This is a genomic window from Pseudomonas bohemica, from assembly GCF_002934685.1.
Classification (GTDB): Bacteria; Pseudomonadota; Gammaproteobacteria; order Pseudomonadales; family Pseudomonadaceae; genus Aquipseudomonas; species Aquipseudomonas bohemica.
Genome location: NZ_NKHL01000117.1, coordinates 1 through 22,972 on the forward strand (window position 1 = coordinate 1; position 22,972 = coordinate 22,972).

The window sequence follows — 22,972 nt, forward strand, 5'->3', positions numbered from 1 at the left end:
ATGCAGCTGTCTCCAGTAGAGTATGAGAAACGCTATTTCCTGAGCTTGGAGAGTGTCTAGAAAATCCGGGGCGATTCATTCTTTACATTCTCGTTAGACGTCAATGACATGTGATTGATTGACTCATTGCTAATGCCCAAATCTAGTATCTTATTGACCAAAATCAGCACTCGATCATAAATGGGTTGCACTCTGATTATGCTATTCTCCACAAGCATTTCAATGTAGTCGCTTTTGGTGATGTCGTCTTCGGCGAGCGCGGCCAGAAATTTGACGTCCATAAGCGCCAACGAGAGCCTTGCCTTACCCAGCGAGGATGATATGTTGCTGAGCGCTTTGCTACAGTCAAATATATAAACAGCTAGGTTTTCCGCCGTTCCCAGCTCTACCACACCTTTAGCTAAGTTAGACGAGAATAAAGGACTTTCATTGTCTAGAATTATGGCTTCTTCAATTTTATGCACTAGAGCCTCTCATTTAATAAAGTACTATCACCCACGCGATGCCGTTTCTCTAGTTCGTAGACCGTGAGGAACTGCAATCACGTTTATATGCGTCATCGGCATCGGGCTTTCTCTGAACTTTGCAGTGCCAAAGCCTGCATGCGCGCGCCTTGGTGGCGTGTGACACGCAGCGCACACCAAGCTCCGCTCTGTGGATTTAGACTGCCACGATGGCCTGCATACTCGCCCGCATCAGAGCCTAAGCGACGAGTAATCACGACTCTCAGCGTAACGGGCCCTCTCCCTTGAAATGCTTCAGACCTACGAATGCCTCGCTGAGGAGAACGCCAAAAGCGTATACAGTTACTCCCAAGCCTGCAAAAAAATTGGCAGTCCAGTAGCCAAAGATAGGTTGGTAGAAGAGCGAGCCGACGTAAAAACCAGTTGCCGGGGCTATGAAGCAGAGCACTAAAAACGTCCGTATGAGGAAACAGTAAATCGACCAAAAATATGGCGCTCTAGACCCAAACCAGCTTTTTTTTCGTAAGTCTGGATAATAGCCCACTGGGAATACATTTATCACATGAGGGTGGACAGCTAATATATTTTCATGGCTTTTGAAGGCTGTGATTTCTCTAAACCGGGTATGATAAAGACTGCCGAGCCAAAGAAGCATTATTGGGGCCAGCGCAACTTGCAGAGCTTGGATAAAATTTGCCATTGCAATTTGTATCTTTGTGCCTGCTAAACTGATAACGGCAAAATCTGGTATTTCGACCCCATACATTTTGATAGGCTGCTTGCGATGATCGGCGGCAACAGATCGAAAATCTTCGATCAATATACTTGGGTCTCGTTCCAAGTTATATCCACCAGTGTCAATTCTCTTCCAGCAGCTGTTTTCGATGCCGTATATCAACTTCTTAGCCACGGCGGCTCGATAATCGAATTTAAGGATTCCTCGGCCTTTATTTTTGATCTGATCGAGCTTAACGTCGTTCCATTCGTCCGATAACACCCTAGAACTGTCTTTTATGACATCAGCAGCCGCGTCAAAGCAATTTGCAGCAATCTTATCTTCATAGGTATTGTATCCAGCCATAGAAACAAACACCGCACAAGCGGCCAAGGTAATAGGCGCTGCCCAAAACAATAGTCGCTCGTATCGAATTCCTGGATTACTCATATTGCTTCCTGTCAATGATCATCAATGTACGGCCTACTGCTGGGAACAGGCATTTTGCGAACCTGCCCTTCTGGGGTGGGCATAAGAGGTGACCTAGGCGCCCAAGGGTCGGTGTTTTTTTCAAAAAAAGCGGACGTTCCAGGGAGCGAAATCATCCGCGACCCATTCCAAGCTTTTGGCTAACTGCCGCCACGTGTCCAATGCCGTTGTCATACCGCCAAGTAACTTAACCGCATTCAGTTGGCTGAGGGGGAGACAATTGGCAAGCTATGGTCGTAGATGTCCATCATCTTCTGGTCACGATGACCACTTGCCTCCTGTTTGTCTGCTCGGTTGCCTACAGTATCCGTTATGCCCCGGCGCTTTAAGTCATGCAGTGCGAAACGCTGCTCAGGAGTAATGATATCGTCTTTGAGCGCGAGGGTGATGAACCGCTGGCAGGCTGTATCCAGACTCGACTTACGCAGCATGCCGCCATGGCTCGCAACGATAATTGGACGTTTTTCGGCGCCAATCGGGATTGGCGTCCTGCGCTTTTCCCAGGTGCTTGATCGGTAAGCTTTTGCGCTGTCCCACACGGCCCGCAAGCGCGGCGTCCAACGAACGATGTTGTCCCTGCTGCCCTTGCGCCTGTTGGTCAAAATCCCTTCTTCCAGCTCATTGGCGTCTGTGAGGGTGACGACCTCGATACCTCGAAGCCTGCACAGATAGGCCAGTTCCATCACGATCGGTAGATATTCCGGACAGCCACCGGGTTCGTTGCGCGCGAGCCGGCCGCGAGCTGTCGCCCGATCAATCAGATCCTCCATGACACTTTGTGTCGGCAGCCGGCGCTGCTTGCGTTCGATCGGCGCCTCGATTCCCAGCGCTGGATTGATTTCTAGATAACCTCGGTTGCGCCCCCACTGCAGAACTCGGCGCAGATATCGGAGGGCATGCGCGGCTTTTGAAGGGGTGCCCTCGTCTGCAAGCCGATCAACGATGCGCTGCACCAGGGCGGCGGTAAACTTCTTCACAGCGAGGTCGCCCAGCGGCTTGCCCAGTTTGGTGGGAATGTTCAGCAGTACGTCTCGGGAGTAGCAGTAGTCGTCGTGCGTCTTCGGCTTGAGTTTCTTATAGCGATCGCTTTCGTGAAACTTCTTACAGACGTAACGGAGCGTGCCTCTGTCGACGTTCGACGCTTCATCCATGATCCGATGTAGTTCTGCCAGAGACACGTCTGCAGGCGCCACATTGCGGCGCCGCTGTTTGCCGGTTTCGTCCCTGTGGAGGGTGTACCAAACTCCGCTGCCGCGCAGGTCGAAGAAAATGGCCGCCGGAAGGGCGGCCTGATCGACGTGGGCAGGGATGTTCGGATTGTGCTTCCGCTTCCTCGCTCGCTTCATAAAATGTCGGGTTCGTACCGTTCGTTCGATGCTGGGGTCAGCCCAGCTGCTTGATTGATAAGGTCCAGAGTTGTCCACGGGCCGGTACGGCCTCGAAACAGGCGGACGCCCTGCTCAATGAGTGACCGTTCAACGTCAGACCGGCGCTGATATCCGGTGATGCGCTGCAGATCTTCGAATATCAAGACATTGCTCGACATGGTTGCCTCAGGATCTCTTACGCCCCGGTCAGTGTAGTCAGTGTGCCGGGGCATAGTTGTTAGAAAAAAGTGAGCGATCTTCTGGAGGAAAGCCTACCGGGAATAGCGTCGGCCTCGGGCCAATCTCGCAGCAACCCTCTCGGCCATCAGTTCCGTCCATTCATCCTCTTTTCTTTTTTGCCTAATGCGGCTGCAGCTTTGATGGGTGCGAGTCGATCGAGCTCTACCGCAAATGTCGCAAATGCTCGGCAGGTCGAGTCGGTGGCTCGCCATCGTTGGTCGTTGGCGGGCAGCGGCTTGCTTAGGCATCAAGCACCTCGCTCAGCTCGAACGTATGTCCATCCACAATCGTGTTCATGGTAGCCTCGGCCGCGCTGCTGTTGAGGGTTTGGGCTTGCATGGTTCTCTCCTTTCAGGGGTGGTAGGTGTCATGGGGTTGCAGCCCCATGGCACCGACTTCATTTGGATTTCTAGCGAAGGATCCAGATCATCAGATCCGGAACCTGCACCGCGACGATTGCGATCAGCGTCACAGTCAGTACCGCTCCCAACAACTGCCCCAGTAGTGCGCCGCGAGCGGCTTGTTCAAGTGGTTCGGTGTTTCGCATGGTTCTCTCCTTTCAGGGGTTGCCGGTTGCAGCCGGCGTTACAGGTCGCTGTCTGGCAATCGCACCAGGTACAGCACCAGGTCTAAAAACTGGTCGTTGTCTTCCTCGCATGACTGCCAATCCAGCACCGATTGAATCTGACGCCGCGTGCAATTGAGCACCAGGATCTCTCGCTGACCGTCGGCGCCACGGACCTCCAGAATGTCGACGAGTCCGCTGGGACCATAGGCTTCCGCCTGGACGGTTTTGCGCTGGTCATTGCCCAGTTCGTCGAGCAGCTCGGTAACGCGGCTTTGTTGCGCCTGCGCCGTGCCGGCGACGACTTGAATCTGCATGGTTCTCTCCTTTCAGGGCTGTTCGACGTGGGTTGCAGCCCTACGCCTGAAAAATCCAGCACTTGACGATCGGTGATTTGGTGATCGTGTTGTTATGTCGCATGGCGTGGTGAGCCCGGACTTTGCTGTCCACAGACTTATTCGATTCCAGAAATTTGTGCCGGCGGGATTCCTTGAGGCGATCGCGCAGCTCGCTGACGTCGGCCAGCTTCTGGCGATGCTCGGCGGCGCGCTCGACGAACTCGTTGAGGTTGATGGCGATGACGTTGTCTTTTTTGCTGTGGTTTACCACTGGCCCTTCGGCATCCAGGCTCTGCAGGTAGTCGTAAACCTCCCAGAATTCAGCTACTACCGGGTGGTCTGCGCTGATCGAGCTCTGGCGCTCGATCGCCATGCCGACGATGCAGCGTTGTGTCGCGGTGATTTGTGCGTCAGTCAGTGGGACCAGCGAACGAATGCAGTCAACCAGGCCGAGAAGCTGCGCATGGTTCTTTACGATCCGCTCGACCCGAATGTATCCGCGCAACTGGTTGCCGCACTTCTGGCACGCAGACTTTTCGCTATCAGGCGGGTGCGCCGTATCGCAGCTGACGCAATGGGTATGAAGCCGGCGCAGACGGGCTTCGTGAGCCGGGATCTTGTCCGCAAGGGTGGACATGACATCGGCTTCACGCTTGACCGCCTGCAGCAGAAAATGGCTGAGCTTGTTACCGTCCAGCGCTGTGAGGTTGTCAGCAGCCTCGCGGCTTGCCGGAGTGACAGCCGGGCGGACGAAATGAAGCTTAACGATCCGCGTCATGATGGCTTCGGACGCTACAACCGGAGCGTTCTGGCTGATCGCGATCGTGCCCCGGAACGGAGGCTCGTAGGTTTCGTTACCGGCCGTCTTGACGCCTTTGGTCGCCAGTGTGCCGCCGCCGAAGTAATCCTTCAGCTCGTCCCATTCGAAGTTCTTGGCGTGTGATTTGTCATCGCCGCTTCGGTCAGATTCCAGCAGTACCACCGGCATCCCGGAAACTTGACCCATCAACCGGCTCCGGCCGGCCTTGGTCGATTTGGAGGGGTCGAAACCCTCATAGCCAGACCGACCAAGCAATTTCCACAGCAGGTTGAGCAGCGTGGTTTTACCGGCGCCGGCTTCGCCCGTTGCTTCCAGGAAGGGGAACGACTGGTAACGAGCCCGGATCTGCTCGGCGAACAGTGATCCGAACCAGAACGTCAGCGCGACCACGCCCTGGGCGCCGAAGCACGTCCACAGCAGCTTTGCCCATTCATCGCTGTATTCCTTTGGATCGCGCTGAATGCGGACCGGCACGGCCTTTTGCAAAGTCTTGAGTCGCAGTTTTCCGAACTCGAAGAACTCCTCGTCGTTGACCGCCACGACCTGACCATCCTTGATTGCCATGTCTCCGTAGACATAGCAGGCGTACTCTTTGCTGTAGCCAACGAAGTCGATCGTCTGGACCGTTTTGATCGCAAATAGCTGGTCCTTCATGATCTTGTCGAGCTGCTGACCGCTGCCAGTGAACACGGCGCCTGCAGCCATGCCCAGAAGGCGCTTCTTGAATTCGCTCGCGGCCGCGACCTGGCCGCCGGTGAACGTGTTCTTTACCGACACGCCGTCGTGGGGGAAGTCGACTCGGAAGAAGTACCAGGACTCGTCGGTGATCTCGTTGCGTTGGAAATACAGGGCCTGCGGGTAGCAGTTGGCGATCTCCACCACGCAGCCGGACATGCGCAGCGCCTTCTCTCGCATTGCCTTGTTGTTCAGCTGCTGCTCTTCGTGGTTTTCGCTCGTCTCCAGCGCTTGCATGGCGCTGTTGAACTTGCTGATGTCCAGCTTCCACCAGTACAGACGGGATTCGAAGCCAAAGTGAAATTCCTCTCGCTCGCGCCAGTCGTACATCAGCAGCGCTTTTTCCGAGGCACTCTCCGCGATGAGCAGGGCGCCGTGGTGGCGTGCTTCGGCGAGGTCGCCGTCCAACCGCTTCTGCCGGTCGGCTTCGTCGTCGATAAACCCCCAGCGCTGATGTAGATCGTTCCAGTCCACCTTTCGCGCATCACGCTGCGGGATCTGCGCGGCAGTACACTCAAACCCCATCGCACGGGCCATTGCCACCCATTTGCGCGTGTACTTGTGTGCGCCTGGTTCATTGTCCAGCGCCCATACAAGCCTTGGGAGACTGCCAGCCCGTAGCGTGATCAGCGCCTTGAGCGAAGCCTCCGGGAAGGCGTTGGACGACATCGCGGCGACAGCGTCGATATCGTTGTGCTGCAGGGCAATGGCGTCAAAGATCCCCTCGACAATCCAGAGCTCGCGGGTGTTGGAGAGGTCGACGTGCGGTGAACACCACCAATAGCCCCTGTACGATTCCTTTGGCTTGAACCGAGCCTTCTTCTTTCCGAACCGGTGAGGTCGGTCGATCAGGCGCTCCCAATAACCGCCGCGCTCCAGAGGGAAGCGCACGGTTGCTGATCCGATCTCCAAATCCCGATCAAAGTAGCTCTCTTGAGTGAATAGGCCTGCGACCAGGTCCATCTTGAACCCGCGAGCAAACTCCAGGTAGGCGCGAGCCGTGGCAGTGGGCTGATCATCAGTTGCCGGCGCCCGTTTGCTCCAGTCGTCGAAAATGTCGTCGTACAGCTCTTTAACGTGCCACTGCTGACCGCACTTGCTTTCCCGGCCGCACTTGATGAACCACGGGTTCACGAAGCTGGAGTAGAGCTCTTTTTTGCCGCATGCCGGGCATACACCGCCGCGCATGAAATCAGTGCCGGCACGATGCTTCAGCCCGTAGTCATTTTCGAGTCGGGTCAATACGTCAGCCCGGATTACGTCTTCCATCGTCAAGCCTGCTTACTTATGGCGGCCTGTAAGGCGCCGAGAGTGGTTTTTTGTGCTGCCAGGGCCGGGTAAGCGGAAAGGATCGCGCCGGAGCGCAGACCGTCAGGGACGCGCCGAAACTCATCCGAATACCAGTGCTCTTGAATTCCGAGGCGCAGCCGCTCTCGCAGCTCGTGCTGCAGGGCTTCTGCAAGGTTCTTGCTCAGGTCCATCCGGATCGAAAGTGCTGTGCTCATGGCTGTATCCCTGATTTCGGGCGCAATTCGCCCAAACCCACACGCTCTGGGTCGTGCTATTTGTTCAGATGGTCGGGGGTGTCTGTCGCTGCCCGGGCAAGTCGATCAATTGCTCGAAGATATGGGCGACGGGGATGGCGTAGGCATTGCCGCTGGTGGGGTCAGTGAGCACCGCCACGGATTCGCTGCTGTTGGCAAGATCCAGCCGGCGCTGATCGCCAGTGGAGCGCAGCTCGCTGTAGGCAAGGGCCGCGAGCGTCTCTGCGAGATAAAGGGGCACTTCGAGAGAGGTCTGCAGATAGGTCACAGCCCGGACGAAGAGCTGCTGGTCATTGTCCAGGTGTTCGCCCTGGTGACGCTGCATGAAGCACAGGGCAGCGCTCTGCATCGTCGAGCGATATTCCAGTTCAGGGTTCTGCGCTTTCAGTACGATTTTCATCAGGCCGTCTCCAATCCCAGTAGATCCATCTGTTGTTCGCCATCCTTTTTCATCGCGTGCCGGCGAATCGCAACTGGTGCCACCGGCAGGCGAACTGATGGGTTTGGCATGCCGGACGGGCTCATTTCGTGAGTCATCTCGAACTCGGCGCGAACGGACCAGCCACACGCTTCGTTGGTGCATTGCAGGTAGGCGATACGCAAAAAGATATGCGTGCCCTCACTGGTTCGGATGCGCATTCGCCCCTGGCAGTGCGGACATACCAATTTGTAGGTGCTCACTTGTTCTCCCCGCCGCTAGTTGCGGCCTTCGGCTGACGCCGAGAATTGGCGGCGCTTCCTGCGCCTACTTCGGTTCCTAAGTGCCCGGGCGTTCCCGGTGCAAAACGATCACGGCGGTGATCTCTTCATGGCTGGCCGCGACGTGGGCGCGGTGCGCGGTGAGGATGTCTTGCACTTCGCTATCGTTGATGACCCCATCTTCGAGGGCCTTGGCAATGATGGCGTCGACCAAACCGCGCTTGATGGAGGTATTGATCGAGCGTGCATACAGATCGAGGTTGTCCAGCTGACCTGCCTCGGCAACGGGGACGAAAACCCCGCCGTACAGGCCGCAGACGAAGTCCGGCAGATGGGTGGTGCCTGTCTGTGATTCCAAAAGGCAGATTTGCTCGTCCGTCAGAGGGCGACTGCCGGCATTTTCGTAAGCGTGGTTATCAAACTTCTTTACCGACATGCCGAGCCGAGGTGCTGCGCAATCGCGCCCGCCGGGGTAGGCGCAGATCACTGCACTTACGACTTGGCGGCGGGTTTCTAGAACGGTGCGTTTCATCTTCTGGTTTCTCACCGGCAGAACTGCAATTAGTTTGATATCACGCCGTCTTTGATACGCAGGAGCACAGCTGCTCGTCGGGCCTCGCCTCGGACGCCTTTCTTCCGACCGTTCAACAGATCGCTGACCAAATTTTTGTTCAGAGCGTGTTTGCGGCAGAACTGGGCGATCGTTATGCCGTTGCGGTCAAGTTCCGCGCGGGCTTGCTCGGTTGTGAGGAGGACGGGCATAGTGTTCATGTGTGTTCAATCGTGTTGGAAGTGCCATCATTATGCCCAAGAAATTGGCTGTGTAAAGCGGTGCGTGCCAAAAATTTGTGTATGCGGAGATTCCTTGGAAAAAACTTTGGGCGAGCGGCTCCGGGAAGAGCGCGACCGGCTTGGCATTAAACAAAACGAGCTGGCAGATATTGGAGGGGTGAAACGCAACTCCCAAGGTAACTACGAGCGCGGCCGGCAGAACCCGGACACGGCGTATTTGTTGGCTATCTCGAAAGTTGGGATCGATGTGATGTACGTCCTTTTTGGAAGACGCGACCATGCCGTTGAAGCCCAGGCGGGGATTGAGTCCGAGCTGATTTGCTCTATCCGCTCGTTGAGTCCTGCGGACCAGGCCGTGGCCCGACGCGTTGTAACCGGCCTTGCGGAAATGAATACCGGGCGCGTCAATCCTGCGGCTAAACCCGAATAGACACCCGACAACTGACCGATGACTCCATCCATCGCCAATCGCTGAAAGTAGCGACTTTGGGCCATTTAGAATCCTGCGAAACCGTCGATGCTTACCGTTTCCCAGGAGTATTGAGCATGTTGGATCGAGGCGTTTTGGAGAAGCTTGAGCAGGATGCTCGAAACAACGATAGGCCCGACCTGAAGTTGACCCAACTGGAGTACTTGTTGCTCCAGCGGTACCGGCAGATGTCGGAAACCGATCAGGCGCACCTGCAGCGCCTGGCAGAAATGCTGACCCGGACGAAATAGGCCCGCGTCGCACAACCGCGCTCCGGCTGGTCACGCCGGAGCTCCGGCAGTAGGCGCACTATTTTTTGCCTGCAGCCGTTTATATTCCCTTTCAACCGCCCGCTTCGCCGTCGCCTTGCTTTCGTACAGATGCGTGAGCCGTCGTGGCCGTGCTTGGTCGCCCGCAGTGACAGTGTGCTGTTTCGCTGTCTTCGATTCCCGGTACCAGGCGATGATGCCCGTGTAGCTTTTCCCATCCTCTGCAAGCTCGGCAACTTCATCCCCGTCGGGCAGTTGCGATTCCAGCTCCAGACTGGTGGTGAAGGCGTCCGAGGTGAAACTGTGCTTCACGTTGCCGCCGAGCCAGATGATGTCGGCAATTTCCTGCTTGATCCCCGTCAGCGTGTACGTCAGTTCAGGCGCAAGGTCGGGCCGGCCGTGGGCGAGCGTGTAGCTCAACGTCGCGGTTCCGCGCTGCAGGCGGTTCCACTCGGCACGCGCCGCAACGAGAGCACTTTTCCGATCGGTGAAAGAGTGCCTCAGATCCTTGATGTTCTCCCCGCCGCCGGAAATGGCGCTCTTTTTCTCGGCACTGTTGACGTCGTAGTAGAAGGCGCGCACGCCGGTATAGCTGTCACGGTCCGCCTGGAGAAAGCGGTGCTGATCACCATCGAGCCGCGTGAGTGTGACGTGCGGCAGGTTCAATCCGCTCGCGTTGGTCGCCTTGCCGATCGGCAGGAACAGCAATCTGTCAGCCTTGACCGTGGCGATCGCGTCGTACTCCTGGCCCAGACGCGTTAGCAAATTCGCATCCGATTCGTTCGCCTGGTCGAGATGCACCAGCTCGATCACGTTCAATACCGCGCTGATGACCGGCGCGAGCCCGTAAGCCCCTGCGATAGCGGTGATTACGGCGCCAATCGTCTGGCGATGCCAGCTACGCTCGCGCTTGACCTTGAGCCCTGCGCGCAGATCGACGCTCCTCGCTCGGATGCTCAGTTGATCCGGAGCGCCGCTGTGTTCAGTTTCGTCGACCGTAAACGTTCCCTTATCGACCAGCCCGGTATCACTCCACCCGAGCCAGACTCGAAGCGTGGCACCCTTGGGCGGGATCCCTAGCAGGCCGTCGTGGTCGGAAAGCGTCACGTCCAGCTGGTCCGCCTCGAGTCCGCGGTTGTCAGTGAGCTCAATACTGACCAGGCGCTTTTCCACCGCCGCCGTAATATCGCGGCCGTCGACCATCAGACGGCAGATAGGGCGGGGATAAGCCTTCGCCTCGCGCATGGATTTCTGCGCGCTGTCCAGGTAGCGGTCAACTTGGTCAATAGCCTCATCGATCACAGGACGGCCCTCAAAATGTTGCCCGCGCTGCTTACGGCAGAGCCAAGCAAATCAACGCGGCCGTCGTCGATGCGCTTCAACGCGATAGTGAATTCAATTCGACGCGCTGCGCCGTCCTGGAAGAACAGCGTGCGCGTCTCGTTGATGCTTTCGATCACCCAGATGCCGAGAATGCGGCCGGTCCCCTCAACCAACGGGTAAGCCTTGCCGGTGTCGGCCATGTAACGCAGCGTGTCGACGCTCAACGGAGTGCCAGCGAGTGCCGGCAGGAGAACTCCAGGAAGCGTGATCGAATCGTCGCCGCGTCCGAGAAACTGACGTGCCGGATTGGTGCCGATGCGGGAGGTGGAACCGTGCCGCCATTCTGTTTGCCGCTGCAGCTCCTGGTACACCAACGTTTCAAGGCTGAAGATGAACATGCCTAGGGCCATCATCATGGTCGTTTACTCCTGGTCATACAGCGAACTGCGTGCCCGAGCCCGCTTCGCGTTTTGACGTTTATCCAGCTCGGCAGAAACCGCTCGGGCGATTGCGGCCGCATCCATTCCCGGGGCTGCGTGAATGTTGATTTCGATGTGGTCCGGGGCCGATTGCACGACCGGCTGTGGTGCGACTGAGGCGATAGGTGGCCGGCTGTCGACGGCAATGGATGCCGGCGCTGCGGTCATTCCCACTGCGATGGCTCCTGCTTGAGCCAGGTTCTTGCCCATCACGCTGATTGCATCGAGCATTCCAAAGCCTTCAGGTGCCTCGGAAGGGGCTGCGCCGGCCGATCGACCTGCCCCGGCAATCCCGATCGCGATTTGCCCAACCTGCGCGACTCGCCTCCCAATGCCTGCAAGCACCCCGAGCATGTCGGGCGACGTTTTAGGTGCGGCCGGGGCCTGCGATACAGCAGATCCTTCGCGGGGTTTCTGGATGGGTTGTGTCGCCACCAGGCTCGGCTGGGGTTGGATCAGCGGCGTTCCGGCCGCACTCTCTGGCGCGCCCTGGACCGGCAGAATCGTTTGGGCGGGTGCAGCTTGACTCGGCGTCCCACCTAGTTGCGCCAAGCTCTTGCCCAAGGTCGACACCACGCTCAGCACCATGCCGGCAGGCGTGTTAGATAGGCCGGCTTGCGACGCGGCAGACGACAGCGCTGTGATCGCACTGAACCCGGCGTTCGCCATCGTTTTCCCCGCGTCGGCGATGCTGGACAGTAGCCCCTGCGATTCACCCGGGGCAGGAGCCCCTGAAACAGCAGGAAGCACCGGCGCCCTTGGCAGTGCTGCAGGTGGCGTCACGCTGGTGCCGATCGTGATTGTGCCGGCTTGAGCGACGCGCTTTGCAATGGCCGCAACCGCCTCAAGCGGACCGCCCTGCGTCTGGGTGAGCCCCTGTGCGAGACCGGCCATGGTGAAGCCACCGAGTTCGGCGAACACCCGCGACGGGCTGTGGATCCCGAGCTTTTCCTTGAACCATCCGATCGTTTCGGTACCGGCATCGGAAATAGCTGTCTTCACGCTGCCCATGGCATCCCGGATGCCGTTGACCAGGCCGGTCATGATCATGCCGCCGAATTCAGTGAACCGGTTAGGCAGCTCAACACCCATGTAGCTCATCACTGCCGCGAACGCCTGATAGATCAGGCCGATCGGGCTGAAATTCGCGATCGTCTTCAGGATGCTGCCGATGCCTCCGCTGAAGCCCTGTTTGATTTCCTCCCAGGCACTTGCGAAGTAGGTTTTCACCTTGTCCCAGTTGGCATAGATCAGATATGCAGCGAGAGCGATCGCGGAGATGGCCAGCCCGATTGGGTTGGTCAAGAACAGCCGGCCGAGCCACATGAACGCCTGACCCACAAAGGGCAGCACCTTCGACCCCAGGTTGATCATCATCCCAATGAGCGACGGCAGCTTGATCCCAATCAGCGACAAACCGTAGCGCACCGCCAGGAAAGGGCCGAGCGTCGTCGCCAAGGCGAGCGCGACGGAGCTGAATCCGATCGACAGGGCGGCGATGCCGGCGACAACTTTCAGAATGCCCAGCACCAGGCCAGGGTTGGCGTCTGCCCAGGCGGTGAGGCGTGCCATGACACCGTTCAAACCGTTGACCAGCTCGATCAGTGCCGGCCGCAAGGTGGCGCCGAGCGCGCTGCTCAGGTTGAACATGCGGTTTTGTGCCATCTGCCAGCGAGCTGAAAGCAGGTCGGCCCGGATGTCGCCCTCGCGCTGCATCGATCCGTCGCGTTTAGGCGCGGCTTTTGCGCCATTCACCAGATCGAGCTGACGCTTATATTCGCCCAGGTTCGACGCGAGCTTGGCGGCGTCGTCCCCGTACTCTTTGCCGAAGAGTTGAGTCATGACCCCCAGCTGCTTGTTTTTCGGCAGCTTATTGACTGCCTCCATCACCTTTTGAATCGTGCCGGTGGCGTCTTTGGTCATGCCGTCCTGGACGGATTTCGCTTCCAGCCCGATCGCCTGCAGACCTTTGACGAAGCGCTTGGGCTGCTGGGTGGCGATAGCCAGTTCGCGAATCATCGCGTTCGTCGCAGTTGCCGCGATCTCTGACGATGCCCCCAGTGTCAGAAACGTGGAGCCCAGCGCCGCCGCATCCTTGAACGACATCCCAACCGAAGCCGTGACGCCTGCAGTGCGCTGCATCACGTCGATGATGTCTTTGCCCTTGGACATGGCGTTGTCGTCGAGGTAGTTGATCGCATCACCCAACTGGCTGACGTTCTTGATCGGCAGATGGTAGAGCTGGGCGATCCGTGCAAGGTTTTCGCCCACTTGCTCGGCCGGAAGTTCGAAGGCAGTTGCCGCTGTCGCCGCCACGCGCGCGAACTCGAGCAGATTGTCTTTACCTTCGACGCCCATCCTTGCGCCGCCTTCCACCAGGGCGGCGATATCGGTTGTCGCCATGGGAATGGTCTCGGACATCTTCTTGATGGCCGCGCCCATTTCGTAATACGTCGCTGTCAGTTGCCCGTTGTCATCCCGGGCGCCGCTGACCTGCTTTGCGACGCCTGCCATCGCGTCCTCGTAGGAGGCGTAGTTCTTGACAATGCTCAGAATCGGCATGCCGGCAGCGGCGCCGACTGCGCCGGCACTTGCGCCTGCTACGGCCGCGTTGCCGGCTAATTCCTTGCCCTTGGAATAGTTCTTCTGTGCTCGGGAAACGCGCTCCTGCTGCTTGGCGAGCGCAGATAGCCGGTCTTTCTGCGATTGGATGGCGACGTTCGCGGCCTCGATCTCGCTCTTTAGACGGCGCTCGGTGGCTCCGAGGTTGCGGGTGTCAGCGCCCATCGATCGCATCAGCGGGATAAGCCGCTGCAGCTCCGATCGCTGGGCAGTATGTTTGTTGGTCAGCTTTTCGACAGCGCTGCTCGCGTTGACGAACGATTTTTGGAAGGCGGCCGTGGGCGCGTCCATCCCCTGCAGCTGCTCGCGCAGCGCACGCAATCTGTTTTGCGCCTTGGCGAGCTCCTCGGAGGACTGGCGAACCGCTTCCTTCTGACGTGTGTAGCTGGAGATATTGGACTGTTGTGCGTTCAGCTCCCTGAGCTGGTCTCGGGCCGCTTTGAGCGCTCGCGACGTCGAAGTACTCCCGGCGCTGATCTGTTTCAGGGGGCCAGTTACTCTGTCGATCGCCGACAGCAGTACTTCCAGCCGCAGCTTGTCACTCATCCTTAGCCCCACTTCGCACGCGGGCGCGTTCGCGCCAGTCCATCAGTTCGGTCAGGGACAGCGGATCCATCGCCGCTGGTCCCCAGTGGAAAATAACGGCGATGTCCGCCATTGCGTCATCTACGCAACGAGGGACGCATCCGCCTTCGCCGACTTCGGCAACAAAAAACCTGTTACCAGGCTCGCAAGCTGCACCAGGTCAGCAGGATCCATCTGGCCGATTTCATGTTCGGTCAAGGTCGGGTTGGTGATGCGCGGTAGTACTTTACGTAGGGCCAGCACGTCCATTTGCAGAAGGTCAGTCAGCGTTACCCCGCGCAGTTCGCCTGCCATGGGTTTGCGCAGAGTGACCTCGCTGATCTCGGACGAGCCGCGCTTGATCGGGCTGTCCAGAATGATGGTGTTCGGGTTCGGTGCGACGGTGGTGATTTCGTTGGAGGCTTCGATGGTGGTCATGATTAGTACCCGTTATGGAGAGTGAAGCGCCGGAAGAGCCGGCGCGTTGAGGCGTGGTTACAGGCCGATCGCCTTACGGTGCTCGGCGAGCCTGTCCTCGCCGTTGACGATGAAAATGAAGTTGAGCAGGTCGATCTCTACCTCGACGTTTCCGTCGATCGTCAGCTTGTAGTAGCTGCAGGCGGTGTTGAATTTGTGCTCGGTGTCTTCGCCCCCTTCCGAGTCGCCCATGTCGATCTCTTCATGCCGGCCGCGCACAACCACTTCCACAGCAGAAACCTGCTCGTTGTCGTCGCGCTGGATTGAACCAGCCCAACGCAGCTGGACGCCGCTGACTGATACGGCGCCGTATTGACGCAGCGCGGTGAGGTCCCAGCCGCCGAGCGTCCACTCCAGGGAGATACCGTCGTCGCTGTGGCCGAGGTCGACCTTCACCGGGCCATCCATACCGCCGCCGCGCCAGGCTTCCAGCTTCCGGCCCAGCTTCGGCAGGGTGACGGTCTTGCACTGGCCGACGTAGCTGACGCCGTCGTTGTACAGGTTCATGTTCTTAAGCTTTTTGGGCAGAGCCATAGTGGCGCTCTCCTGCAGGCGCGGCCGTTGCCGCGCTGTTCAATGGGGGGATCAGCCGTTTACGCGGCTGGCGAAGTCGACCAGGTAACGATCGGTGATGCGCTGACGCAGGTTCAGGTTCTCCAGCGGCGGCACCGGTGTGTAGTCGTAGTCCAGGAAGAGCTTGCCGGCCTTGAGGGTGTCCTTGTCGTTTGCGGCCTCGTCGTACCAGCACTCGCCGCCGATCAGATACCCCTGGCGCACCAGGTCACGGAATTTGGCGTTGATGCCTTCCACGATGTCGCGCACCAGGCTCGGATGCATCGGCTTGTCCACGGCCCAGAAGTGGTTCTCGGCCATCGTGTCGGCCAGTACCTGTGCGGTTCGTGTGTAGTTCTCGAAGGCGAACAGCGGATCGTCGCTGCAGGTGCGCGAGCCCCAGAAGCGGAATCCGTCGCGGCGGATCAGGGTGGTCACGTCTGCTGCGTTCAGCAGTCCTGCGTCCGTGTTGGGGTTCTGCAGGTCCCAGTAAACGTCTTTGCTCAGGCCCGTTACGCCGTTGACGGCGACGTTGGATAGGGTCTTGTGCCAGCCCGTTTGCTGGTCAATTTTTGCTCGCAGGCCTAAAGCGCGCGCCACAGCTGCAGCCGGGGCATCAGCGTTCAAGGCAGTGTCGAAGTTGATGAAGTCGGGCCAAATGGTCATCAGCTCGCGCGCGCCGAAGTTCTCGCGGTATGCGATGGCCTCGGACACGGTTTCGCAGTTCCAGGCATTGGCGTATGCGAAACCGCGAAGCTTCTGCGCGATCGCGACCAGCTCGGTAGTCACCGGAAGGCTGTCCAGACCAGGAACACCCAGAATGCGTGGACGAACCCCCAATTGGACCTCAGCGGCCAGGAGGGCTTTCAAACCTGTGTACTGACCATTGGCACTTACGCCGCCGATCACATTGGAGCTGGTGGCGGCGGCATCTGCGCCCTCGGCGACACGGACGACTACAGCCACAGGACTGGACTGATCGGCAATCGCATCCAGGCTTCGTGCAAGGGTGCCTTTCACGCCGGCTTTACCGCTGGCGGTCAGCACGTCCGTCAGAAGCACGGGCTTATTAAGGGGGAAGGTCGCCGCATCCGCGTCTTCGGCGGTGCAGACCATGCCGATCACGGCGGTGGCGACTGTGCGTACAGGGCGTGAGCCCTCGTTGATTTCGACGACTCGGACGCCGTGTTGATAATCGGATGGCATGGGGGATCCTGCGCGTTGATGGCGGTAGAGCGCAGATTGACGCGCGCGCGTCGAGGAATGTAGCGGGGGGGCTTGTAGGGGAAGGGCTCACAAGGCGAGTTGCAAGCCCCTATGGTTAAACGGTGATGTCGTCGTAGCCGCGCGCTTGGAGGAATGCGACGGTTGCAGGGTCATCCGGACTGGCGGGCCACACTACCTCGGGTCCTGCCGCGACTCGGCTCAATGTAACTGTGTACTTTCGCCAGGCATCCAGCAGGTCGATCTCCGCTTCGTCGGCGATGCCCTTGTCTACCGCATACTGCAGGGTCGAAATCACGCTGCCGGCACACTGGGCCAGCAGCGCTTTCTTCAATCCTGCCCGGTTCGTCAACGCCGCGTTTTTGGCTGCGACATCGAGCACCCACTGCCCACCTTGCCAGATATCGAAGTCGGAGGAGGGTGCCGAAAGCGTGAAGAGTTCCGGGAGCTCGCCGAGCTCCTGATACTTGCTCGCCACCCGAGTGTCTTTGTCATAGACGGTTTTGCCCCGATAGTCGGGCACTTGATGCCACACGCCATCAGCGTCACCTCGGACTGCTGCACAACCCGGGAAAATGATCGGCGCGTCGCCCTGATATGTGTGCGCCGGCATGAGCCATACACCTGGTTCTAATGGGCTCGGATCTGCAACGCCCACGCCCATAAATTCGCCAGTCAATGGCGATACGTGGCAGACGGTGGGGGCGAAAACGCCGTCTTGCTCCCACCAACGCCCCACAGGTGCCTCAACAGCGGGCGTTACCAGGCTCTCTTTATCTTCGGTCATTTGAATTTCCATTCACTGTTAATCAGAACTTGATGCACGCCAGATACGCCTGGTTAGGCGGCCGCGACTCATTGCCGCCGGAGTTGGCAATGCTCAGCGTGTGCGTGTGCGCGCCGGCCGTGTCTGTGGTCATGTACTGGTAGCCATCGCCCAGCTGGTCGCCCAGAACGGCGTTACCGGCGTTGCTTGTAGGGGAATCGATCATTTCCCTAACAAACGTCGTTGTGTGGCCGTGCGCGCCCGCACTCAGGGCGGTGCCGCTGTGTCCGTGGCTTTGGTTCTGCGTGGCCTGATTGGTGGCAAAGGCGCGGCTCGGGTCGATGCCGCGCGCGTCATCCCATGCACGGTCGAAGTAGCCGCGAGCATCGGGCAGGTTAAAGGTCGTGGACCCATCGCCTGCGCCCCAAAGCGTGCCGATTCTCGCGAACAGCGCCGCGTAGGTGGTGCGCGATACTGCTGCCCCGTTTCGCTTGAGCCATCCGTCTGGCGGTGTAGGCATGGCAAACATGCCCACCATGCCCACCATGTCGCCCGCAGCGCTGCGGACAAACTCAGTGGTGGCCAGCGACTTGCTGCTGTCGCCCGGCGCCGGGGTTGGGCAGGTCGGATTTCCGGTCAGTACCGGGCTATCAGTAGCCCCGAACTCGCGCCAATATGACCAGCCCCCCGCCGCTTGAGTCCTGAAGAAAATGCGCGCATTGGCACCGTTGGCGGACAACAGCGCGGCAATCTGTAGGCACCCGCCGTTGTTGTATGGAATGACGATCCCCGACATATTCGCCGACGCGCCCATTGGCTGGTTCACTGTCGTGTTCGAGGTCCGAAACAGACCGCCCAGAACAGTCGTATTGAGGTCATTAACGAGCGGGCCGGTCATGGTCCCCAAGCCAAAGACCGCGAGCGCGGCCTGAACGAAGGCCGTCGTCGCCAGTGTCGTATCGCTATCACCCACCGGCGCCGTCGGGGCTCGCGGATCACCGATAAATACCGGCGAATCAATCGCAGCGGTTTCGACCAGCTTTCCGCGACCACCCGGCAAGTAAATGGCATCCGAGTTGTACGCAAACTGCACCCACTCGTTGGGCGCCAGCGTCATCGAGGAACCGCCCCCGGGAATCGCGATAACCTCCGTCCCGGTGGCCTTGATCGTGATATTGCCGGCCGAGGCGTTGTGGATAGCCAGAGCCTTACCAGCCTCCACTTCTGACTTGGACGGCAGCGTTAGCGTAACGCCTGCCACCGTCACCCGATGCCAGCGCCCCACGGAAGTGGGGTTCAATACCGCCGAGGCGGTGTAACCAATACCTACGCCTCGCCAGCCTTGCTTCGCATCGCCAAGGGCCTGCATGTTCGCCAGCTGAGCATTTTCCGTATTGAACGGAACCGTCGGGGCCGTCGGCGCACCGAGAAGCGCCGGCGAATCGGTCATGGCGATTTCGCGCCACGGAAACCACGTCGAATCGTGCTGCACGCGAGTAAACGTCCGGCCGCGACCGCCCGGGGCAAACAGTTGCGTGGCGTGCTGGGTAGTTCGCCCCGCCAGACCGAACGTCAGCACGTCGAAGCAAACCGGGGCATTACCCGCCGCACCGGTTACCGGCCGGTTATACAGCGCCGCGTCAGACTCGACGCCTTCGGCCTTGATGAACGAGCCCCAGGGGGCCTGGTTAAAGTCCAGCGTGTTGCCGGTGCCGTTGTCTGACGAGCCGATGCCGAAAGCGCGCAAAGCCGCCTGCACGAATGCGGTTGTGGCAATGCTGGTGTCGTTGTCGCCCAGCGCCGGGGTCGGTGCCCTCGGATCGCCGGTAAAAATCGGAGACAGCTGCGGCGCCAGCTTGGCCATCGCGGTCATCACCGTGGCCGCAAAGTTCGGATCATTCCCCATTGCAGCAGCGATTTCGTTGATCTGGTTCAGCGTCTCCGGCGCCGCGCCGATCAGCGCGGTGAACATGGCCTGTACGAACGCCGTCGTCGCGATCTGATCGCTGTTGTTCGATACCGCCGGCGTCGGGGCCTTCGCAATACCGGTGAAAGTCGGGCTGGCCGTGTTCGCCTTGGCCTGTAGCGCGCTGTCGATCTGCGTCTTGGTGTAGACATCCGTAAGACCGTAGCCGGCCACAGTCGTCGGGTTGTTGGCCGCCAGAACGCGCCCGTACTTGTCGACCGTGACGCTGCGGTATTCGCCCGGGGCAACGCCGGTCCGGCCCCATGCCATCTCAAACGTCAGCGCGGTTACGCCCAAGGTAATCGGTGCGTCAGTCACCAATTGCCAGGCGCTGTCGCCGTACAGCGTGCCCTGCTCCACCAGAACCAGCATGCCCGGCGTCACGTCGTCGCTGGTGTCCGCATCCGTTGCACGGGTCCACGCATTCGCCGAGGTGACCCAGATCCCACGATCCTTGGCGGCGGTCTGAAAGGGAGCGAGAACACGCTTGCCTGCCGGAACGGCCACGCCGTCGATCGTCTGCAGTCCGCTCAGCACGATGCTACCCGGGGCGCACGCCATCACCGAACTCTTGAAGTCCTGCTTGGCGAGCTCGCTCAAGACGAATTCGCGTGTCGCGAGTACCACGCTCGGATCAATCTTCAACTCGACGCTGGCCGTGTTGCTGACTATCAGGTTCATCCGGACCACTTGTGTGCGGCCGGATCCCTGCGCAAGCGTTGGCTTATAAGAGGGCGCGCAATTCGCTACAGCGACCAGGTCGCCGTCAGCGTCATAAAGGCCGATCTCGCGGATCCAGTTGCCGCCGATTTCTGCAGGGATGACCTGCTCGGCGATGATGATGGCCGGGTTGCTTGGGTCCTGCTTGAGCTCATTGAGCGGCGCACGGCGCCATTCCCGGATCAGCGACTTCTGTTTGGCATCAGGTTGCGGATCCGTGCCATTGGCATCACCCACCCCCATCTGGGTGATCTTCCAGGCAATGCCGAGCGCATCTGCGTTGGCCTGCTTCGCGACGCCGATATTCGTGAGGATGGCAAAGAACTGCGAGGTTTGGTCAGTCATGAATACACGTCCAGGGTGTCAATAGTGGTTTCGCGCCCACCCCGGCCGATCACACCCGAGACATCGATGTCTCGCTGTTGCGGTGGGTAAACGTCAATTACATCGCCCTCGCTGATCGAGGCGCTCAGATAGGTGTGGCCGTTGGTTTCGAGGCTGATAGCCAGCCCGATCAAATGGCGGGTGAGGGGCTTGGCGTCGTCGATCAGTGCGCTCAGCTCCTGGTACATCTCGTCAGTGATGCCCGTGTCCAGGACGCCGACTTTCAGCTGGAACGTGCCCGGGACGCCCTCGGGCTTGAGCTGCCACCACTCCTGGACATCGAGCAGGTAACCCAGCGGTTCCACGACCCGGCGCAGCGCGCCGATCGTTCCTTTGCGGGAATGTACGAAGTACGAGGATTTGATGACCTTGCGCTTTATCGCTTCGGGCCAGCGCTCGTCCCATCGATCCACAGAAAACGCCCATGCCAGGTACGGCAGAAGCGCGAGCGGGCAGCGGTCAGGGTTGACCAGGTCACGGATCGGGATCGGGACGCGCTCGATCTGCGTCAGGGCAGACGCAGCGAGCTGCTCCAGCGACTGCGCATTGGGAGGTAAAAGCCCCGTCATGCTTCGGTACCGACTACAACGCTGACGCTGGTGCAATAGGCCGCCTGGTATGGCGTCGGCTTGATGTCTGTCCAGTTGTGCAGGACGACCTTGCGGACGCCCTCAACATGCAGCGCCGCATGGACTGCGGATTCCGAAATCTCAACCCCCAGGCGACGGCGCTGGGTGACGAACCCCGACAGCTTTTGCTGGGCTGCAGCGCGGATCGGCTCGCCTTCGGGACCATTGGTAGCGAGATACAGCGTCGCGTCGATGCCGTACTGCAACACCTCAGCGGATTGGACGGTCAGCCGATCAGCCACCGGGCGCCGGTCTTCATCGCTCAGGTAGGCATAGACGATATCGAGCACGGCCTGGTCGACGGAGCCGTCGCCCAGGAGCGCCTGCACTGTCACCACAGCAACGGCCGGGGAGGGGCTCTCGGCAGTGGCGTCTGCGATACGACCGTCAGCGCTGCGGGCATGCAGGATGTAGCTGTTTTTCGGGCCTGCCGTTGATAGACCTTCCCATGCCATCTGCGCTCGCTCGCGCAGGCTGTCATCGGATTCCATCACAGCGGGGGTCGGAGGAATCGTGCTCGGCTCAGCCGGCGCCACGGTGAGCCGCTCGACGTCCATGTTCGCCGCAGCCTGTTCCAGATCTTTGCCTTTGGCCTTGGCGAGCATGGTGCCCAGTGCCGCTTCGTTGACCCGCTGACGCCATAGCGTCTCGCGGTAGGCATTCTCCTGAAGCAACTTTGTGAGTGGCTCCGACTCCAGCGCCAGGGTTGCCGCGACTTCCGCCTGCTGATCGGCCGGCCAGAGGGTGACGGCATAGGCTTTGCGCTCGGCCAGGATCTCTTCGTAATCGATGCGCTCGACCACGTCCGGGTCGGGCAGCAGGGTCAGATCGATAGGAGTAAAGGTGTTCATGCAGACGCTCCCAGGCTCAGGGGTACGCGGAGGCTCAAGGGCTCGTTGGTGTCGACCACCGCGCCTTCGATGTCGAGGATTGCTTGCCCGGGCTGTTCGCCGAGAGACAACTGCACACGGCTCAGCCGGATGCGAGGTTCCCAGCGCATCAACGCGATCGCGACGGCGGCATACGCCTGCAGCTTGGTTGCGTTGTTCAACGGCCAGTCGACGAGGTCAGCCAGCTGGCTGCCGTAGTCCCGGCGCATGATTCGCGTGCCCAGCGGCGTGCTCAGGATGTCGCTGATGGATTGAGCGAGATGCGCGCTGCCGGTCAACGTCTTACCGTTTTTGCTGTTCATGCCGATCATGGGATGGGCCCATCCGAAACCTCGTTGCCGCGCTTCACGCCAACCGTTCGGTGATTGACCAGGCTGATTCCCACCGGCCCCGCAACGACGTCCTTGCTGACGGTCACGAGGCCCTCGATCACCACGTCGCCCGTGATGTGTACGCCGCCGGGCGCAACCAGTACCGCCTTGCCGCCGTCTGGCAGCGTTGCGGTCAGGGTGTGGGTTTTGGTGTCGTAATCCACGGTCGCGCCGTCGCGGTACCGGCGGCGGCGACGGGTGAGGCTCTGATCAGGCGCAGGGAAGAGGTCGCTGTTGAAGCCTGCGATAACAAACCCATGGGCTGGATTACCTGAGAGCGACAGTACGAGGCACTGCTCGTTGATGCTTGGCGGATCCCAGTCGCTGTCCTCGCCCGCACGCAGCGTATAGAACGGCAACCAGTCCGTGAGCAGGCCCCCGGTTTTGACCTGGCAACGGGGGATCGCCGGATCGATCGCGGCAATGGTGCCGGCGCGGATCAGGTTTTCTAGGCGTCGAATTACATCAGTGAGGGAGTCCATGACGCAGATGGTGCGGC

At 59.6% G+C, this 22,972-nt stretch carries 27 protein-coding genes; 2 read left to right on the forward strand and 25 right to left on the reverse strand.

The features are described from left to right. Positions 1-56 precede the first annotated feature (56 nt). The 12 genes from CE491_RS21760 to CE491_RS21815 all read right to left on the reverse strand — a co-directional run bounded on the left by CE491_RS21760 (position 57) and on the right by CE491_RS21815 (position 8,738). Positions 57-464 carry a Cthe_2314 family HEPN domain-containing protein gene (locus tag CE491_RS21760; RefSeq protein ID WP_110950411.1) on the reverse strand — a complete coding sequence of 136 codons (408 nt, stop codon included), beginning with the start codon at positions 462-464 and terminating at the stop codon, positions 57-59. Positions 465-726: 262 nt separating this feature from the next. Further along, positions 727-1,629: a hypothetical protein gene (locus CE491_RS21765; RefSeq protein ID WP_110950412.1), complete on the reverse strand. Its 903-nt coding sequence runs from the start codon at positions 1,627-1,629 to the stop codon at positions 727-729. A gap of 236 nt (positions 1,630-1,865) precedes the next feature. Next, entirely contained in the window at positions 1,866-3,014 is a 1,149-nt protein-coding gene (locus CE491_RS21770; RefSeq protein WP_110950413.1) for a site-specific integrase, read from the reverse strand. Then, a complete protein-coding gene (locus CE491_RS30840; protein WP_110950414.1) occupies positions 3,011-3,214 on the reverse strand; it encodes a hypothetical protein in 204 nt (67 codons plus the stop codon). Before CE491_RS30840 ends, CE491_RS21770 begins: the two co-directional genes overlap by 4 nt. A gap of 470 nt (positions 3,215-3,684) precedes the next feature. Further along, complete coding sequence (locus CE491_RS30380) at positions 3,685-3,822, reverse strand: hypothetical protein (RefSeq protein ID WP_199885209.1); 138 nt, start codon at positions 3,820-3,822, stop codon at positions 3,685-3,687. 38 nt (positions 3,823-3,860) lie between these two features. Further along, a complete protein-coding gene (locus CE491_RS21785) occupies positions 3,861-4,157 on the reverse strand; it encodes a hypothetical protein (RefSeq protein WP_110950416.1) in 297 nt (98 codons plus the stop codon). Between the two features lie 40 nt (positions 4,158-4,197). Then, a complete protein-coding gene (locus CE491_RS21790) occupies positions 4,198-7,002 on the reverse strand; it encodes a toprim domain-containing protein (protein WP_110950417.1) in 2,805 nt (934 codons plus the stop codon). Positions 7,003-7,004: 2 nt separating this feature from the next. Then, complete coding sequence (locus tag CE491_RS21795) at positions 7,005-7,238, reverse strand: hypothetical protein (protein WP_110950418.1); 234 nt, start codon at positions 7,236-7,238, stop codon at positions 7,005-7,007. Positions 7,239-7,302: 64 nt separating this feature from the next. Beyond that, positions 7,303-7,677 carry a hypothetical protein gene (locus tag CE491_RS21800; RefSeq protein ID WP_110950419.1) on the reverse strand — a complete coding sequence of 125 codons (375 nt, stop codon included), beginning with the start codon at positions 7,675-7,677 and terminating at the stop codon, positions 7,303-7,305. Continuing rightward, positions 7,677-7,958, reverse strand: a complete 282-nt coding sequence (locus CE491_RS21805; RefSeq protein WP_110950420.1) for an ogr/Delta-like zinc finger family protein — start codon at positions 7,956-7,958, stop codon at positions 7,677-7,679. The genes CE491_RS21800 and CE491_RS21805 overlap by 1 nt, the downstream gene beginning before the upstream one ends. A gap of 76 nt (positions 7,959-8,034) precedes the next feature. Continuing rightward, a complete protein-coding gene (locus CE491_RS21810; RefSeq protein ID WP_110950421.1) occupies positions 8,035-8,508 on the reverse strand; it encodes a YmfL family putative regulatory protein in 474 nt (157 codons plus the stop codon). A 29-nt stretch (positions 8,509-8,537) separates the two neighbouring features. Next, on the reverse strand, positions 8,538-8,738 hold the full coding sequence (locus tag CE491_RS21815; RefSeq protein ID WP_110950422.1) for a DNA-binding protein: 201 nt from the start codon (positions 8,736-8,738) through the stop codon (positions 8,538-8,540). Positions 8,739-8,841: 103 nt separating this feature from the next. Between CE491_RS21815 and CE491_RS21820 the strand changes: the two genes are divergently transcribed. Both CE491_RS21820 and CE491_RS30385 read left to right on the forward strand, forming a co-directional pair. Next, a complete protein-coding gene (locus CE491_RS21820) occupies positions 8,842-9,198 on the forward strand; it encodes a helix-turn-helix domain-containing protein (RefSeq protein ID WP_199885210.1) in 357 nt (118 codons plus the stop codon). Between the two features lie 116 nt (positions 9,199-9,314). Then, positions 9,315-9,488, forward strand: coding sequence for a hypothetical protein (locus tag CE491_RS30385; RefSeq protein WP_199885211.1), 174 nt, complete (start codon positions 9,315-9,317; stop codon positions 9,486-9,488). A 30-nt stretch (positions 9,489-9,518) separates the two neighbouring features. Here the strand turns inward: CE491_RS30385 and CE491_RS21825 are convergent, their stop codons facing one another. The 13 genes from CE491_RS21825 to CE491_RS21885 form a co-directional block, all read right to left on the reverse strand. Next, the gene (locus CE491_RS21825) at positions 9,519-10,808 is read right to left on the reverse strand and encodes a phage late control D family protein (protein WP_234407651.1); all 1,290 of its coding nucleotides are present in this window, start codon (positions 10,806-10,808) and stop codon (positions 9,519-9,521) included. Beyond that, positions 10,805-11,245, reverse strand: a complete 441-nt coding sequence (locus tag CE491_RS21830; RefSeq protein WP_110950424.1) for a phage tail protein — start codon at positions 11,243-11,245, stop codon at positions 10,805-10,807. Before CE491_RS21830 ends, CE491_RS21825 begins: the two co-directional genes overlap by 4 nt. A 6-nt stretch (positions 11,246-11,251) precedes the next feature. Further along, complete coding sequence (locus CE491_RS21835) at positions 11,252-14,476, reverse strand: phage tail tape measure protein (RefSeq protein ID WP_234407652.1); 3,225 nt, start codon at positions 14,474-14,476, stop codon at positions 11,252-11,254. Continuing rightward, positions 14,469-14,588 (reverse strand): GpE family phage tail protein, encoded by a 120-nt coding sequence (locus CE491_RS21840; RefSeq protein WP_110950425.1) that lies wholly within the window; start codon positions 14,586-14,588, stop codon positions 14,469-14,471. Before CE491_RS21840 ends, CE491_RS21835 begins: the two co-directional genes overlap by 8 nt. Before the next feature lie 8 nt (positions 14,589-14,596). After that, the gene (locus CE491_RS21845) at positions 14,597-14,932 is read right to left on the reverse strand and encodes a phage tail assembly protein (protein ID WP_110950426.1); all 336 of its coding nucleotides are present in this window, start codon (positions 14,930-14,932) and stop codon (positions 14,597-14,599) included. Between the two features lie 57 nt (positions 14,933-14,989). Continuing rightward, positions 14,990-15,505 carry a phage major tail tube protein gene (locus tag CE491_RS21850; RefSeq protein ID WP_110950427.1) on the reverse strand — a complete coding sequence of 172 codons (516 nt, stop codon included), beginning with the start codon at positions 15,503-15,505 and terminating at the stop codon, positions 14,990-14,992. Positions 15,506-15,556: 51 nt separating this feature from the next. Continuing rightward, a complete protein-coding gene (locus tag CE491_RS21855; protein ID WP_110950428.1) occupies positions 15,557-16,729 on the reverse strand; it encodes a phage tail sheath protein in 1,173 nt (390 codons plus the stop codon). Positions 16,730-16,844: 115 nt separating this feature from the next. Next, positions 16,845-17,534 carry a tail fiber assembly protein gene (locus CE491_RS21860; protein WP_199885212.1) on the reverse strand — a complete coding sequence of 230 codons (690 nt, stop codon included), beginning with the start codon at positions 17,532-17,534 and terminating at the stop codon, positions 16,845-16,847. A gap of 22 nt (positions 17,535-17,556) precedes the next feature. After that, positions 17,557-20,544 (reverse strand): phage tail-collar fiber domain-containing protein, encoded by a 2,988-nt coding sequence (locus CE491_RS31080; RefSeq protein WP_110950430.1) that lies wholly within the window; start codon positions 20,542-20,544, stop codon positions 17,557-17,559. Further along, on the reverse strand, positions 20,541-21,152 hold the full coding sequence (locus tag CE491_RS21870; RefSeq protein ID WP_110950431.1) for a phage tail protein I: 612 nt from the start codon (positions 21,150-21,152) through the stop codon (positions 20,541-20,543). Before CE491_RS21870 ends, CE491_RS31080 begins: the two co-directional genes overlap by 4 nt. Next, positions 21,149-22,063 (reverse strand): baseplate J/gp47 family protein, encoded by a 915-nt coding sequence (locus tag CE491_RS21875; protein ID WP_110950432.1) that lies wholly within the window; start codon positions 22,061-22,063, stop codon positions 21,149-21,151. The genes CE491_RS21870 and CE491_RS21875 overlap by 4 nt, the downstream gene beginning before the upstream one ends. Then, positions 22,060-22,413 carry a GPW/gp25 family protein gene (locus CE491_RS21880; RefSeq protein ID WP_110950433.1) on the reverse strand — a complete coding sequence of 118 codons (354 nt, stop codon included), beginning with the start codon at positions 22,411-22,413 and terminating at the stop codon, positions 22,060-22,062. The genes CE491_RS21875 and CE491_RS21880 overlap by 4 nt, the downstream gene beginning before the upstream one ends. After that, positions 22,410-22,955, reverse strand: a complete 546-nt coding sequence (locus CE491_RS21885) for a phage baseplate assembly protein V (protein WP_234407653.1) — start codon at positions 22,953-22,955, stop codon at positions 22,410-22,412. The genes CE491_RS21880 and CE491_RS21885 overlap by 4 nt, the downstream gene beginning before the upstream one ends. Between the last annotated feature and the right edge of the window lie 17 nt (positions 22,956-22,972).